This is a genomic window from Bacteroides oleiciplenus YIT 12058, from assembly GCF_000315485.1.
Classification (GTDB): domain Bacteria; phylum Bacteroidota; class Bacteroidia; order Bacteroidales; family Bacteroidaceae; genus Bacteroides; species Bacteroides oleiciplenus.
Map to the genome: position 1 here is coordinate 201,434 of NZ_JH992946.1, position 13,801 is coordinate 215,234.

Consider the following 13,801-nt stretch of genomic DNA (forward strand, 5'->3'; position numbering starts at 1 on the left):
AAAAGGAAACTGTAAAAGATGTGGAAGTGGAATTTAGGTATGCAACTCCAATACGAAGCGGCAGCCTTTGGTATAACTACTATCCAACGTCAAACTACCATTCATTTTGGTAGCAATCAGGGAGCAAATAGGCAATCCTAAACCGTCACCTTGCGTAAGGTCTTTCACTTCGGTGAAAGGTTTGAACAGATTTTCCTGTTCTTCTGCGGGAATGCCACTTCCTGTGTCGCTAATAATGAATTGATGAGTATGCGCACCGCGTTTCTTGAAATCCAACCAGATTTTTCCACCTTCCGGAGTGAATTCAGCTGCATTGTTCAGTAGATGGAGCAGGATGCGTTCAAGTTGCTCCGGATTAGTCTTGACACTAAGCTTCGGAGCATTGACGGTGGTGGTTATATCCGGCTTCAAACCAGCTTTTATTTTATCCATTACGCTTTCGCAGAAGGTATTGATGTTGATTTCACGCATTTCATAAGCTTCAGAAAGTGTACTCTCCAGTTCGGAGAGCTCCTGAATATGTTCAGCAAAGCCTTTCAATGCGCGTACACCCGGTTGGGTTGCATCCAGCGTATTCAGTGTCGGCTCCATTTGTCCGGAGATATTCTGGATAAACTTGGTTTTGAGCTCATTGTGCTCATTAGCTATCTGAATGGCTTTCTTCTGTTTCCGGGTGAGGAGGACAAAGCGTAGCAATACGATGCCTGCCACTACCAATGCGGCGGCAAGAATAGCTGCCAGTACGCAAAGTCCGATGATGATATATTGCTTGGCGCTCAGTGAGTCATCCTTATCCTGAATGGTTGCCTGGCTTTCCTCATATTTCCGTTTCAGTACATTCAGTTCATCCTGAGCAGTGAGGGCCTTTACGGAATCAGTCCAAAGGATGTATTTATCATAAGTACGTGCCACCAGTCCGGCATTGTTTGCTTTGCGGGCGATGTCGATGAGGGTTTTATAAGATTCGTCTACCTTGGCATAGTTCTTTTGTTCCTTATATTGGCCTATCAGGCGGTTGATGTAGGCATCCCCCTGTGAATTCATGCCGAAAGTGTAATAGTAATTTGCCTGAGTATAGAGCAAGTCATTATTCAAAGAATCGTTGCGGGATGCCTTGGCAGTCTCCTCCAACTTAGCCAGTTGCTCTTTGGCACGGGCGGGGTTCTTTAGGTTGATGTACATTTGCAGGCGTTCCTTATTGATGCGGAAACGCAGGGCGGGCATGGTTTTACCGCTTTTTTGTTCACCGTCAGTCACCAATAGCTCGGCGCCGCGCAGCAGTTCGAAGGCTTCCTTATAATAATTCTCCCGATGGTAGAGGGCGCTGGCATTGACGCCGCACTCTACTGCCTTGTCATAATTCCCCTGAGAGGAAAAGGCGTTATATGCTTGTAAAAATAAGTAACGTGCCTTGATATATTCCTTTTTGGCAAGATTTTCTTGCGCTTGTTTCATTTGCTCATCGGCACGGTTTTGCGAATAGGCTTGACTACAGATGCAGAAAGCAGCTAAGAAGAGTACGGTAATTATCTTTCTCATATTTGATTCATTTTATTTGCTCACAAAGTTAAGACATTCTTCTGTAGGTTGTACAAGAAAAGCGCCTAAAAATCTTTGCTTATCCCATTTTTATGGTGATAGTGGTGAGTGAATTTATATCCTGGTCCGTGTTATCTCCGTATTATCTCCGTATCTGCTCCGTACCAAGTCCGTGTTATCTCCGTATCTATAGAGTACGGAGCAGCTACGGAGCAAGTACGGAGCAAGTACGGAGCAGGTACGGCGGATGTACGGGATTAGTATTTGAAACTGCTTCCTCCCAGGAACTCACGCAGAAGTGAGGTCGGCGGGATTTCTTTATCCTGTACCGGGGTAAAGTATTTGATGAATTTCAGCAACCGGTATGCTTCGGCATATTCCGGACAGTTGCGTGGTACACTAGTCAGTATCGGTTCGGCATGGCAGCGCAACACGGCAAATTCAAATAGCAATGCGGAGTTGAACATTACATCGGCGTTTTCCTGATAGGGGAAAATCCATTTATCTTCTCCGGCGCGCACACTGGGCCAGCGTGAAATGGTTTCGCGTGCCGAGTAGCCACGATAGTTGAAGTCGCGGATAATGCGGCGCAGCAAACGGTTGTCCGTTGTGGGAATCCAGTTATGGTCATCCAGAGAAATGGTAGTCAGGGCGGACACATAGATTTTGTATTTGTTCGCGGCAGGTATCTGCGGAGTGAGTTCAGGGTTCAGTGCATGAATGCCTTCCAGAATGAGGATGGTATGCTCGTCAATCTTCAGTTTGTCGCCTTTGTATTCCCGTTGTCCGGTACTGAAGTTGAAGCTCGGCAAGTCTATCTCTTCGCCTCTCAACAAGGCTTGCAGGTCTTCTTCAAACTTTTTGAGATCGAGTGCATAGAGTGATTCGTAATCATAATCACCATTGGCATCTTTAGGGGTGTCTTCGCGGTTCACAAAGTAATTATCCAGCGCAATGGGGTAGGGGCGCAATCCGTTTGTCATCAATTGCACGGAGAGGCGCTTGCTGAAAGTGGTTTTACCCGAAGAAGATGGACCGGAGATGAGAACCAGCTTCACCCGGTTACCGTTTTCGCCCCGGTTGTATATATCATCGGCAATCTGGGCTATCTTTTTTTCCTGAAGTGCTTCGGCCACATTGATTAAATCGGTGGCATGCCCTTCTTCGCAGGCGAGATTGAAATCGCCTACGTTGCTTAATCCCATGATATAGTTCCAGCGCAGGTGTTCCTTAAAGACATCGAGCATCTTCTCCTGCTTCACAACTTCCTCTAATACGCTGGGATTTGCCTTGTTGGGAATGCGTAGCAACAGGCCATCGTAATATTTCACGATGTCGAACAGCCAGATAAAGCCGGTGCTGGGCAACAGGTTGCCATAATAATAATCAATAGTGTCGCCCAATGAATAATAGTAGGTATAGATGGAGCCGGAAGTTTCCAGCAATTTCACCTTGTCCGTCATCCCCCGCTCATTGAAAATGCGTACAGCCTCAGAAGTATGGCATTCCGTGCGGCGATACGTGATGTTTTGGTCTATAATTTCCTGCATGCGTTTTTTGATGGCGGACACATCTTCCAGCGTGATAGTGCGTCCGATGCGCAGGTTGCAGAAATAGCCTTTGGATACAGGATGTTCTACAAACAGCTTCCCATCCGGAAACAATTCGCTGACAGCTTTATATAATACAAAACAGAGGCTGCGCACGTACGTTCGCAAACCGGAGGAATCGCGTATATCGAGAAATTCTACATCTTTATTATTATATACCCTGAAGTTCAGTCCTTCGGAGCGGTTATTGACTTTTGCGCTGACTACTTGATAGGGAAAATTAAGATTAAAACCGTAATAAATATCCAAAAGTGAACTCCCGATAGGGAATTCTTTAGAAATATTATTATTTTTGCAACAAATTTGTAACATGTGTTTCATGACGTCTCCTTTTTAGGTGATTAATACGTTAAATATAGATATAATAACAGATGTGGCATAAAACCTTCTAATTAATTAAAGATGGAATATTCTTTTTATGATTTTTTAAAGCTGCTTGGCTCACTGGCATTATTCCTGTACGGAATGAAGATAATGAGTGAAGGACTCCAAAAGTTCGCCGGTGACAGGCTCCGGAAAATTCTGACGGCAATGACTACCAACCGGGTGACCGGAGTGCTGACGGGTGTGCTGATTACGGCACTGATTCAATCCTCTTCTGCAACTACCGTTATGGTAGTGAGCTTCGTAAACGCCGGTCTGCTGACCTTGTCCCAATCCATCGGGGTAATTATGGGAGCCAATATCGGTACTACCGTTACGGCATGGATTATTTCGGCGTTAGGATTTAAAGTTGATATCGCTGCTTTCGCACTTCCTCTTCTTGCTTTCGGCATTCCTCTTCTCTTCTCTCAAAAAAGTCATCGTAAGTCTATCGGTGAATTTATATTTGGTTTCTCTTTCCTTTTTATGGGGCTTTCCATGTTGCAGTCCAATGCACCGGACCTGAAAGCAAATCCCGAAATGCTGGCTTTTGTGCAAAGCTATACGGATATGGGATATATTTCCATTCTGCTATTCGTGTTTATCGGTACGATTTTGACTATGGTTGTACAGGCATCGGCAGCAACGATGGCTATCACACTTATCATGTGTGCCAACGGATGGATCAGCTTTGAATTGGGGGCAGCGTTGGTGCTGGGTGAGAATATCGGTACCACCATTACTGCCAATCTTGCCGCATTGACCGGTAACACGCAGGCGAGGAGGGCTGCATTGGCTCACTTAGTATTCAATGTCTTCGGTGTTATTTGGGTGCTTTGCCTGTTCTCTCCGTTTACGAGTGCCGTATCCTGGTTTGTAGAAAATGTAATGGGAACAAAAGACCCTGCTGTGGCAGTATCATTCAAGTTGTCGGCATTCCACACTTGTTTCAATATCTGCAACGTGCTGATACTTATTTGGTTCGTGAAGCTTATAGAACGTACCGTTTGCGCCATTATTCCGCAGAAGGAAGTTGACGAAGAATATCGTTTGCGCTTCATATCCGGCGGTATGCTTTCTACGGCGGAGCTTTCCATTTTGCAGGCGCACAAGGAGATACATCTGTTTGCCGAACGTACTCATCGCATGTTCAACATGGTGCAGGATTTGCTTCATACGGAGAAAGATGATGACTATAATAAGCTGTTCAGCCGGATTGAGAAGTACGAGAATATCAGTGACAATATGGAGTTGGAGATTGCTAACTATCTGAATCAGGTATCAGAGGGACGGTTAAGTTCGGAAAGTAAGCTTCAGATACGTGCCATGTTGCGTGAAGTAACGGAGATTGAAAGTATCGGCGATAGTTGTTATAACCTCGCGCGTACTATCAACCGCAAGCGCCAGACCAATCAGGACTTTACGGAAAAACAATATGACCATATTCACTTTATGATGAAACTGACGGATGATGCGCTGGCTCAGATGATTGTCGTAGTGGAACGTTCTGAACATCAGAGTATCGACGTGAATAAGTCGTTTAATATTGAGAATGAAATAAATAATTACCGCAACCAACTGAAGAATCAGAATATTCTGGATGTCAACAACAAGGAATATGATTATCAGATGGGCGTTTACTATATGGATATCATTGCCGAATGTGAAAAGTTGGGCGATTATGTGGTGAATGTAGTAGAGGCAAGCAGTGATATAAAAGAAAAGAAAGCGTCTTAGGACGCTTTCTCAAATTCTTCTTTTCCGACTCCGCATAAGGGGCAAACCCAATCATCAGGAAGGTCTTCAAACGATGTTCCCGGCTCTATGCCGTTTTCAGGATCGCCCAATTCAGGGTCATAAACATATTCGCAAACGGTGCAAATGTACTTGTCCATAAGATTATTATTTTAGGTTTTCTTTATAAATAACAATAATTCCTCCTGTTTTGTTTTCTGTTCTAATCTGAAAGAGATATATTTGTTCCATCTTTATTGTAAATGAACTCTTTATGACGATACTAATTCTAACCGGTATGTTGGTACTGGTAGGAGTACTGGTGCTTTATGTGCTTGAACTCGGTAGGAGCAGGCGATTATTGCTCAAAGCAGGAAATGCTAAGAAAGCCTTGCGCAGTTCGGAAGAACTCTTCCGATCTATTATGCAAAATGTACATGCATTCATTCTTTTGATAGACCGTAATTTTATCGTTTCCCGGACTAATTATTATGATATTACCAAAGCGCATAGGCCGGAAGGTAGGTTGGCGCGTGTGGGAGATTTATTGCGTTGTAATAATGCGTTGTCTGCTGTTGGTGGTTGTGGCACGCATGAGCTTTGTAAGGATTGTCCTATCCGTAATAAGATAGAAGAGACTTTTCAGAATAAAAGCAGTTTTACCGATTTGGAAGCTGTGCTCAATATACGGGATAGAAGAGGAGATGTAGCCGAGTGTGAAACTTACGTATCCGGTGAGTACATGACGATAGATGATAAAGAGGGCATGGTAATCACTGTGCATGATATTACCCGTTTGAAAAGGGCGGAAGGAGAATTGCTGAAGGCTCGTGAGAAAGCAGAGAATGCAGACCGTTCCAAATCGGCTTTCCTTGCTAACATGAGCCATGAGATACGTACCCCGTTGAATGCTATTGTCGGCTTCTCCGAATTGCTGGCTTCCGCCGGAACGGAAGAGGAGAAGACACAGTTTCTGGAAATCGTTCACTCCAATAATGATATGTTGCAACAATTGATAGCCGATATTCTTGACCTTTCCAAAATAGAGGCAGGCACTTTGGAATTTACTTTCTCGGAAGTGGATGTCAATCAGTTGATGTCAGATATGGAACAGTTGTCCCGTATGAGACTGGGAGAGAAAGCTGCCGTTATTCAGGTTATCAGAGAAACACCGCCGGAGGATTGTATTTTGTATACCGACAGGAACCGCCTGATGCAGGTGATTGCCAATTTTATGACGAATGCTGTGAAGTTTACAGATGAAGGCAGCATTACATTAGGATATAAAGCGTGTGCCGATGGGCTTTACTTTTATGTAAAAGATACCGGAGGTGGTATTCCGGCAGATAAGGTAGGCCATATCTTTGAACGTTTTGTGAGAGTGGAACAACACAAAAAGGGTACCGGACTGGGACTTTCTATCTGTGAGATGATAGTTCGTAAACTGGGCGGAAAGATTGGCGTAGAGTCGGAATATGGCAAGGGGTCTACTTTCTGGTTTACTCTGCCTCTCAACGGACAGACAACCCGAAAACAGGGAACAGAGATAGAGGGTAAGACAAACTTATAAAAAGATTTAATAACATTCGCTATCCCAAATTAATATTGTAATTTTGCGCCTCTTAATCAAACCTAATAAATTGCATGACTGCAACAAAAGATGATTTTTATCATGGCGGACTTACTGACGACGAGGTAAGACAAAGCCGCGAAAAATACGGAGTCAATCTGTTAACGCCTCCCAAGCGTCCCTCCCTGTGGAAACTATATCTTGAAAAGTTTGAAGACCCTGTGGTCAGGGTGTTGCTGGTTGCAGCTATATTCTCTCTGATAATTTCTGTTATAGAGAATGAATATGCTGAAACCATCGGTATCATTGCTGCCATTTTGCTGGCTACGGGTATCGGCTTCTATTTTGAGTACGATGCCAATAAGAAGTTCGACCTGCTGAATGCGGTGAATGAGGAAACTTTGGTGAAGGTGATTCGTAATGGTCGTGTACAGGAGATTCCCCGAAAGGATGTGGTGGTAGGAGATATTATTGTATTGGAGACTGGAGAGGAAATTCCTGCTGACGGCGAATTGCTGGAAGCTATCTCTTTACAAATAAATGAGTCGAATCTAACCGGTGAACCTGTAATAAATAAAACTACGGTGGAGGCGGATTTCGATGAAGAGGCTACATATGCCTCCAACAAGGTGCTGCGCGGCACGACGGTAGTAGACGGGCACGGAACCATGCGTGTGCTCTGCGTGGGTGATGATACGGAAATCGGTAAAGTAGCGCGCCAGAGTACGGAGCAGAGCACGGAGCCTACTCCTCTGAATATACAACTCACCAAACTCGCTAATCTGATTGGAAAAATAGGTTTTTCTGTAGCCGGATTGGCATTTGCCATCTTTTTTATCAAAGATGTATTGTTGCACTATGATTTTTCCTCTTTCCAGACTTTCGACGACTGGCTTCCGGCATTGAAATCCACTCTGCAATACTTCATGATGGCAGTGACTCTGATTGTAGTGGCTGTTCCCGAAGGGTTGCCGATGAGCGTGACGCTGAGCCTTGCTTTGAATATGCGCCGTATGCTTTCTACTAATAACCTGGTGCGTAAGATGCATGCTTGTGAGACGATGGGTGCTATCACCGTGATTTGTACGGATAAGACGGGTACACTAACCCAGAATCTGATGCAGGTTTACGAACCGAGTTTCTATGGTCTGAAAGATGGTGGAGAAGTTGGCGATGATGATATCAGCAAATTAGTAGTAGAAGGTATCAGCACTAATTCTACAGCTTTTCTGGAAGAGATGGCGGAAGGTGAAAAACCCAAAGGAGTGGGAAATCCTACGGAAGTAGCTTTGCTCTTGTGGTTGAATAGCCGGAACCGCGATTATTTGGAATTGCGTGAGAATGCTTCGGTTATAGACCAGTTGACTTTCTCTACCGAACGGAAGTTCATGGCTACGTTAGTAAAATCTCCTTTGATAGGCAAGAAAGTGCTATATGTGAAAGGGGCTCCCGAAATAGTTCTTGGCAAATGTAAGGATGTCATTTTGGATGGCAAACGGGTGGATGCTGTGGAATATCGTTCTACAGTGGAAAAGCAATTGCTGGGTTATCAGAATATGGCTATGCGTACCCTCGGCTTTGCTTTTAAAATAGTGGAAGATACAGATACGAGAGATAGTGTAGAGCTGGTTGCCGACCATGATTTGTCATTCCTTGGTGTAGTTGCCATCAGCGACCCTATTCGTCAGGATGTACCTGCGGCTGTTGAAAAATGTCAGTCAGCCGGCATCGATATCAAAATTGTGACGGGAGACACACCGGGTACGGCTACTGAAATAGCACGCCAGATAGGCTTGTGGAAACCGGAAGATACGGAACGCAATCGCATAACAGGCGCTGCCTTTGCCGAGCTGACGGATGAGGAGGCACTCGACCGTGTAATGGATTTAAAGATTATGTCTCGTGCACGTCCTACGGATAAGCAACGTCTGGTGCAATTATTGCAGCAGAAAGGTGCAGTTGTAGCGGTGACGGGAGACGGAACGAATGATGCTCCCGCGCTGAATCATGCGCAGGTAGGCCTTTCTATGGGTACGGGAACTTCCGTTGCTAAAGAGGCCAGTGACATAACCCTGTTGGACGACTCCTTCAACAGTATCGGTACTGCGGTGATGTGGGGACGTTCGCTGTATAAGAATATTCAGCGCTTCATAGTCTTTCAGCTAACCATTAATTTTGTAGCCTTGCTCATTGTGTTGCTTGGCTCGCTGATTGGTACGGAATTACCGCTAACGGTGACTCAAATGCTTTGGGTAAATCTTATTATGGATACGTTTGCCGCTCTGGCACTGGCATCCATTCCTCCCAGTGAGAGTGTGATGAAAGAGAAACCACGCAGTAGCAGCGATTTTATTATATCCAAGGCAATGCGTTCATCTATTTTGGGAACAGGAGTTATTTTCTTGGTTGTACTTATGGGTATGTTGTATTGGTTTAATCATGCCGAGGGCGGCATGACTGTGCAACGTTTGACCATATTCTTCACATTCTTTGTAATGCTTCAATTCTGGAACCTTTTCAATGCCCGCGTGTTTGGTACTACAGACTCGGCTTTCAAGGGGATTTCCAAATCGTATGGTATGGAGCTGATTGTGCTTGCCATTTTGGTGGGACAATTCCTTATTGTACAGTTCGGTGGTGCTGTATTCCGTACCGAACCGCTTGATTTAATCACATGGCTGATCATTATTGCCTCTTCTTCACTGGTGCTTTGGGTAGGTGAGGCGATGCGTTTCATCCGGCGTTTAACACAGAAATAGAAATGAAAGAAAAAGGAATTAAAAACCTTATTATTGATTTTGGCGGCGTATTGATTGACCTGGACCGCCAGCGTTGTATTGAGAATTTCGCAAAGTTAGGCTTGCCCAATGTGGAGGCTATGCTTGATGTTTGTCATCAGCAAGGTTTTTTCTTGCAACATGAAAAAGGACTGATTACCAGTGCAGAGTTCCGGAATGCGATTCGTGAACAAATAGGGAAGGTAGTGACTGATGCCCGTATAGATGCTGCATGGAATAGTTTTTTGGGAGGTATTCCTACCTATAAGTTGGATTTGTTGTTGAAACTGCGTGAGAAGTACGTTGTTTATTTGTTGAGCAATACCAATGATATTCACTGGAAGTGGTCGTGCAAACACGCTTTCCACTATAAGGCCTTCCGGGTGGAGGATTACTTTGAGAGAATCTTCCTCTCTTATGAAATGAAGATGGCAAAGCCTGATGTGGCTATTTTCCAGAGATTACTGGATGAAACAGGTATAGACCCCAAAGAAACTTTCTTTATAGATGATTCCACTGAGAACTGTCGTGTTGCAGAAACTTTGGGAATTTCTACCTATACGCCGAAAGCATGCGAAGATTGGAGCCATTTGTTTAGTTGAGAGTTAGGGAAGTGGAGAGTTGAGAATTGAAAGTTGAGAATTAAAATGCAGTTGCTTCGTAACATAGCGGAAGTGCTTCCCCAGCCTTGTGTTGCCACCATCGGTTTTTTTGATGGAGTACATCTTGGGCATCGCTACCTGATAGAGCAGGTGCGCGAAGTAGCTTCTGCGTGCGGTTTTGCTTCGGGAGTGGTGACTTTTCCGGTGCATCCGCGCAAAGTTGTGCAGCCGGAGTATCAACCTGAACTGCTGACTACATATGAAGAAAAGGTTTCCTTACTTGCCGAAACCGGTTTGGACTACTGCATGGTGCTTGACTTTACTCCTGAAATTGCTATATTGTCGGCACGGGAATTTATGCTTTTCCTCCGTAATCATTATAACATATGTGCTCTTGTCATAGGCTACGACCATCGTTTCGGACACAACCGTAGCGAAGGTTTTGATGACTATGTGCGCTATGGGCAAGAACTGGGAATAGAAGTTATTCTTGCCCGTGCATATATCAATAAGGAGACTGCGGTAAGTTCCTCTGTCATCCGCCAACTGCTATTGGAAGGTAATGTTTCGGAAGCGGCGGCTTGTCTGGGATATAATTACTTTTTGAACGGTCCGGTGGTAAGCGGCTATCGTGTCGGACGTAAAATAGGTTTCCCCACCGCTAACCTTCGGGTAGACAATCCTGATAAATTGGTTCCTTCCGATGGGGTATATGCTGTCCGTGTCACTGTTGCGGGGCAGACTTATGGTGGTATGCTTAGTATCGGCTACCGTCCTACAATGGCTAATGGCACCGACCGTAGCATTGAAGTGAATATCTTTAATTTCCATTCGGACATATACGAACAGCACATTCGTCTTTCTTTTGTCCGCTACCTGCGTCCCGAATTGAAGTTCGATTCCATAGACGAACTTATCGCTCAGCTTCATAAGGATGCTGAGGATGCTTCCCGTTATCTTTAATATTTTCTGCATCATTATCGAAAAACATGCTTATTTTATTGTTTTTCGATAAATATTTTCTGTTTTACTTGTTTGTTTCAAAAAATCCCCTTTTATTTGCATATCGAAAAACGATAAATTATTATTGAATAACAAAACGTATAAAGGTTGATGATTATGAAAAAGGCATTTATGAGTATCTCTTTGTTGGTGATTTCCCTTTCCATGTTGATGGCTGTTCTTTGCGGTATAGGAGCTGCAGTTTGACGGTTTGAAAGAGAAAATAGTATCTTTGCAGACTTTTTAGAGAAAGACAACGATGAAAACGGCAATAAAACTGGTTCTTATTTACTTGGCGATGCAAATTCTCGGTGGGTTGGCAGTGGGGCCATTTGCTATGATTTATGCGCATATTAAATATGGTAGCATAGAAAGGGCGAATGATTTTGTTTTGGCTCCCGCCTTATTAGCAGGGTTTGTATTTATGGTGATTTATTTGTGGTGGCAAGGCTATCTGACCGGTGATAAACAATTGTATTCACCTGTATCTGCAACCTATTTGTTCTGGAGCGCCATAATGGGTATTTCCATGATTTTTATGATTGATTTCCTGATGTCTCATCTCACGTTCCTCCCGAACTTTTTGAGTGACACTTTTGATGTTTTACAGTCCGGGTGGCTGGGTATTCTCTGTGTGGGGATACTGGGGCCCATTCTTGAAGAATTATTGTTCAGGGGAGCAATTACTAAAGTCTTGTTGAAGAAATACAGTCCGGTGGTAGCTATTTTAATATCCGGCTTGCTGTTTGGCATTTTCCACATGAATCCGGCGCAGATTGTAGGAGCTACATTGATTGGCTTTGTCCTTGCATGGATTTATTATAAGACACACAGTTTGATACCTTGTATCCTGATTCACATCATGAATAACTGTCTTTCTGTTTATCTTAGTTTAAAGTTTCCGGATGTGGACTATACTTCCGATTTAATTGGAGAGCCGGCATACACGATTAGCCTGGTACTTTCCGTACTATTGTTTATGCTTTCCTGGAGAATGATGAACACTTATAAATTATCTAATACAACTACTAAAGTATGAAAAGGAGATTGAATATTCTTTGCGTGATCGTATTGTTTGTGCTGGGTTATTCGGTTTTAGAAACCACCTATTATGTAGGTATGGGAATTAAAGCCGGTATTGAAAAAGGCTTTGATTCTAAGATTGATGTGAAAGAAAGGGAAGAGATGACTAATTTGCAAGTCGTGCAGTTAGTGCCTAAAGATTTGGGTGGTGCAATTCTGATTGATTCCGTTTACAATGAGAAATCCGGTGAATATGTACCTGCTGCTTACGGACAAATGATTGTCAGTGTGAATACCCAGCCGAGTGTCTTATCGAGAATCATTTCTTTTCTGATCCTTATTGCAGACTATGTCGCCATTGTCTGGGCTGTGGTGCTCTTTATCCGTCTTATTGTATCGATCAATAAATCCGATATATTCAATTGGAAGAATGTCCGGCGGCTCAGGCGTTTAGGGGTATTGCTTATTATTAGTTTTGCATGCACTTTTTTTACTGCATTTCTGAGTTTCTATAATGTGGGAAAAGTATTTTCTGTGACAGGCTATTCGTTGAGTATGGCAGACATGGTGCATATCACTTCGTTGGTATTGGGACTTTCTGCCTTGATTGTGGCGGAAGTGTTTGCTATCGGATTGAGAATGAAAGAAGAACAGGATTTGACGATTTAAATGAAATACGATTATGAAAAAATTTAGAATATTGGGAATATTAGCGATGCTGGTGATTGTAGGAGATTTTGTAATCTCTTTTACTGCCGGCTGGCAAGAAGAACGTGACAGCTTTCTGGCAGGATGTAAAAGTGCCCGTGCGGAAAGTCCGTCCTTATATACCCCCGAAGCTGTTCCTGTGGAGGTGAGACCTTTGGAAACTACCAATTTGGACTCATTGCACAATAGTATAATGAATGAGAATCTTCCCTACAAAATAGATAAAGTAAGTGTGGCTATTGTTCCGTCGACCTGGAGTAGTATTGTGTTTTGCTTTGGTGCATTTGCTGCTTTGGCTATTCTTGCCGGAATTTATTGCTTGATAAGGGTTTTAATTTCCATATCGAAGCGCAATGTGTTTACTCATGACAATGTGGTGAGAATGCGTGTATTCACTTATTCTTTATTAGCCTTTAGCATCTTGAATGCGTTGATGGAATGGCTGAATTATATTGAAGTGGTGAAACAAGTGAGTCTGCCTGGGTATGAAATAAAAGGTTTTAGTATGTCGGCAGATTGGGTATCATTGATGGTTATTGTTCTTTTCACCGAAATATTTGCCGTAGGTGTGAAGATGAAAGAAGAGCAAGACCTGACTATTTAATCCTAACCTTGATAAAAAATGATTTATATGATTATAGTAAACCTTGATATAATGATGGCTCGGCGAAAGATATCTTTGGGAGAACTGGCCGAAAAGGTGGACATTACACCTGCTAATTTATCTATTCTGAAAACGGGAAAGGCAAAAGCCATTCGTTTTTCTACACTGGAAGCTATTTGTAAAATTCTGGATTGCCAACCGGGAGATATTCTGGAATACGTAGATAGTGATTAGTGGTTAGTGATTAGTGATTAGCAGGCTGCGCTTTG

General features: G+C 43.4%; 12 protein-coding genes. 9 read left to right on the forward strand and 3 right to left on the reverse strand.

What is annotated here, in order from left to right; translation table 11 throughout:
- Positions 1 to 33: 33 nt before the first annotated feature.
- Positions 34 to 1,539: a sensor histidine kinase gene (locus HMPREF9447_RS25295; RefSeq protein ID WP_009132508.1), complete on the reverse strand. Its 1,506-nt coding sequence runs from the start codon at positions 1,537 to 1,539 to the stop codon at positions 34 to 36.
- Between the two features lie 257 nt (positions 1,540 to 1,796).
- Positions 1,797 to 3,470 carry a nucleoside kinase gene (locus HMPREF9447_RS25300; RefSeq protein ID WP_009132509.1) on the reverse strand — a complete coding sequence of 558 codons (1,674 nt, stop codon included), beginning with the start codon at positions 3,468 to 3,470 and terminating at the stop codon, positions 1,797 to 1,799.
- Positions 3,471 to 3,551: 81 nt separating this feature from the next.
- Here HMPREF9447_RS25300 and HMPREF9447_RS25305 point away from each other — a divergent pair, with 81 nt between their 5' ends.
- Positions 3,552 to 5,249, forward strand: a complete 1,698-nt coding sequence (locus HMPREF9447_RS25305) for a Na/Pi cotransporter family protein (RefSeq protein ID WP_009132510.1) — start codon at positions 3,552 to 3,554, stop codon at positions 5,247 to 5,249.
- Here HMPREF9447_RS25305 and rd read toward each other — a convergent pair.
- On the reverse strand, positions 5,246 to 5,407 hold the full coding sequence (gene rd, locus HMPREF9447_RS25310; protein ID WP_009132511.1) for a rubredoxin: 162 nt from the start codon (positions 5,405 to 5,407) through the stop codon (positions 5,246 to 5,248). The two genes, HMPREF9447_RS25305 and rd, sit on opposite strands and share 4 nt — an antisense overlap.
- Before the next feature lie 113 nt (positions 5,408 to 5,520).
- Between rd and HMPREF9447_RS25315 the strand changes: the two genes are divergently transcribed.
- The 8 genes from HMPREF9447_RS25315 (at position 5,521) to HMPREF9447_RS25350 (ending at position 13,766) form a co-directional block, all read left to right on the forward strand.
- Positions 5,521 to 6,816: a PAS domain-containing sensor histidine kinase gene (locus tag HMPREF9447_RS25315; protein ID WP_009132512.1), complete on the forward strand. Its 1,296-nt coding sequence runs from the start codon at positions 5,521 to 5,523 to the stop codon at positions 6,814 to 6,816.
- 74 nt (positions 6,817 to 6,890) lie between these two features.
- Complete coding sequence (locus HMPREF9447_RS25320; RefSeq protein WP_009132513.1) at positions 6,891 to 9,575, forward strand: calcium-translocating P-type ATPase, PMCA-type; 2,685 nt, start codon at positions 6,891 to 6,893, stop codon at positions 9,573 to 9,575.
- 2 nt (positions 9,576 to 9,577) lie between these two features.
- Positions 9,578 to 10,195 carry an HAD family hydrolase gene (locus tag HMPREF9447_RS25325; RefSeq protein WP_009132514.1) on the forward strand — a complete coding sequence of 206 codons (618 nt, stop codon included), beginning with the start codon at positions 9,578 to 9,580 and terminating at the stop codon, positions 10,193 to 10,195.
- A 45-nt stretch (positions 10,196 to 10,240) separates the two neighbouring features.
- Positions 10,241 to 11,158 (forward strand): bifunctional riboflavin kinase/FAD synthetase, encoded by a 918-nt coding sequence (locus tag HMPREF9447_RS25330; RefSeq protein WP_009132515.1) that lies wholly within the window; start codon positions 10,241 to 10,243, stop codon positions 11,156 to 11,158.
- Positions 11,159 to 11,456: 298 nt separating this feature from the next.
- The gene (locus tag HMPREF9447_RS25335) at positions 11,457 to 12,236 is read left to right on the forward strand and encodes a CPBP family intramembrane glutamic endopeptidase (RefSeq protein WP_009132517.1); all 780 of its coding nucleotides are present in this window, start codon (positions 11,457 to 11,459) and stop codon (positions 12,234 to 12,236) included.
- Positions 12,233 to 12,889 carry a DUF2975 domain-containing protein gene (locus HMPREF9447_RS25340; RefSeq protein ID WP_009132518.1) on the forward strand — a complete coding sequence of 219 codons (657 nt, stop codon included), beginning with the start codon at positions 12,233 to 12,235 and terminating at the stop codon, positions 12,887 to 12,889. Before HMPREF9447_RS25335 ends, HMPREF9447_RS25340 begins: the two co-directional genes overlap by 4 nt.
- Before the next feature lie 13 nt (positions 12,890 to 12,902).
- Entirely contained in the window at positions 12,903 to 13,532 is a 630-nt protein-coding gene (locus tag HMPREF9447_RS25345) for a DUF2975 domain-containing protein (RefSeq protein ID WP_009132519.1), read from the forward strand.
- A 27-nt stretch (positions 13,533 to 13,559) separates the two neighbouring features.
- On the forward strand, positions 13,560 to 13,766 hold the full coding sequence (locus HMPREF9447_RS25350) for a helix-turn-helix domain-containing protein (protein WP_009132520.1): 207 nt from the start codon (positions 13,560 to 13,562) through the stop codon (positions 13,764 to 13,766).
- The last annotated feature ends 35 nt before the right edge of the window (positions 13,767 to 13,801 follow it).

Bases quoted from the DNA above. Each gene is read 5' to 3' on its own strand.
- HMPREF9447_RS25320 (WP_009132513.1), top strand. From the start codon at position 6,891: ATGACTGCAACAAAAGATGATTTTTATCATGGCGGACTTACTGACGAC.
- HMPREF9447_RS25340 (WP_009132518.1), top strand. From the start codon at position 12,233: ATGAAAAGGAGATTGAATATTCTTTGCGTGATCGTATTGTTTGTGCTG.
- HMPREF9447_RS25295 (WP_009132508.1), bottom strand. From the start codon at position 1,539: ATGAGAAAGATAATTACCGTACTCTTCTTAGCTGCTTTCTGCATCTGT.
- HMPREF9447_RS25305 (WP_009132510.1), top strand. From the start codon at position 3,552: ATGGAATATTCTTTTTATGATTTTTTAAAGCTGCTTGGCTCACTGGCA.
- HMPREF9447_RS25325 (WP_009132514.1), top strand. From the start codon at position 9,578: ATGAAAGAAAAAGGAATTAAAAACCTTATTATTGATTTTGGCGGCGTA.
- HMPREF9447_RS25330 (WP_009132515.1), top strand. From the start codon at position 10,241: ATGCAGTTGCTTCGTAACATAGCGGAAGTGCTTCCCCAGCCTTGTGTT.
- HMPREF9447_RS25345 (WP_009132519.1), top strand. From the start codon at position 12,903: ATGAAAAAATTTAGAATATTGGGAATATTAGCGATGCTGGTGATTGTA.
- rd (WP_009132511.1), bottom strand. From the start codon at position 5,407: ATGGACAAGTACATTTGCACCGTTTGCGAATATGTTTATGACCCTGAA.
- HMPREF9447_RS25315 (WP_009132512.1), top strand. From the start codon at position 5,521: ATGACGATACTAATTCTAACCGGTATGTTGGTACTGGTAGGAGTACTG.
- HMPREF9447_RS25300 (WP_009132509.1), bottom strand. From the start codon at position 3,470: ATGAAACACATGTTACAAATTTGTTGCAAAAATAATAATATTTCTAAA.
- HMPREF9447_RS25350 (WP_009132520.1), top strand. From the start codon at position 13,560: ATGATTATAGTAAACCTTGATATAATGATGGCTCGGCGAAAGATATCT.
- HMPREF9447_RS25335 (WP_009132517.1), top strand. From the start codon at position 11,457: ATGAAAACGGCAATAAAACTGGTTCTTATTTACTTGGCGATGCAAATT.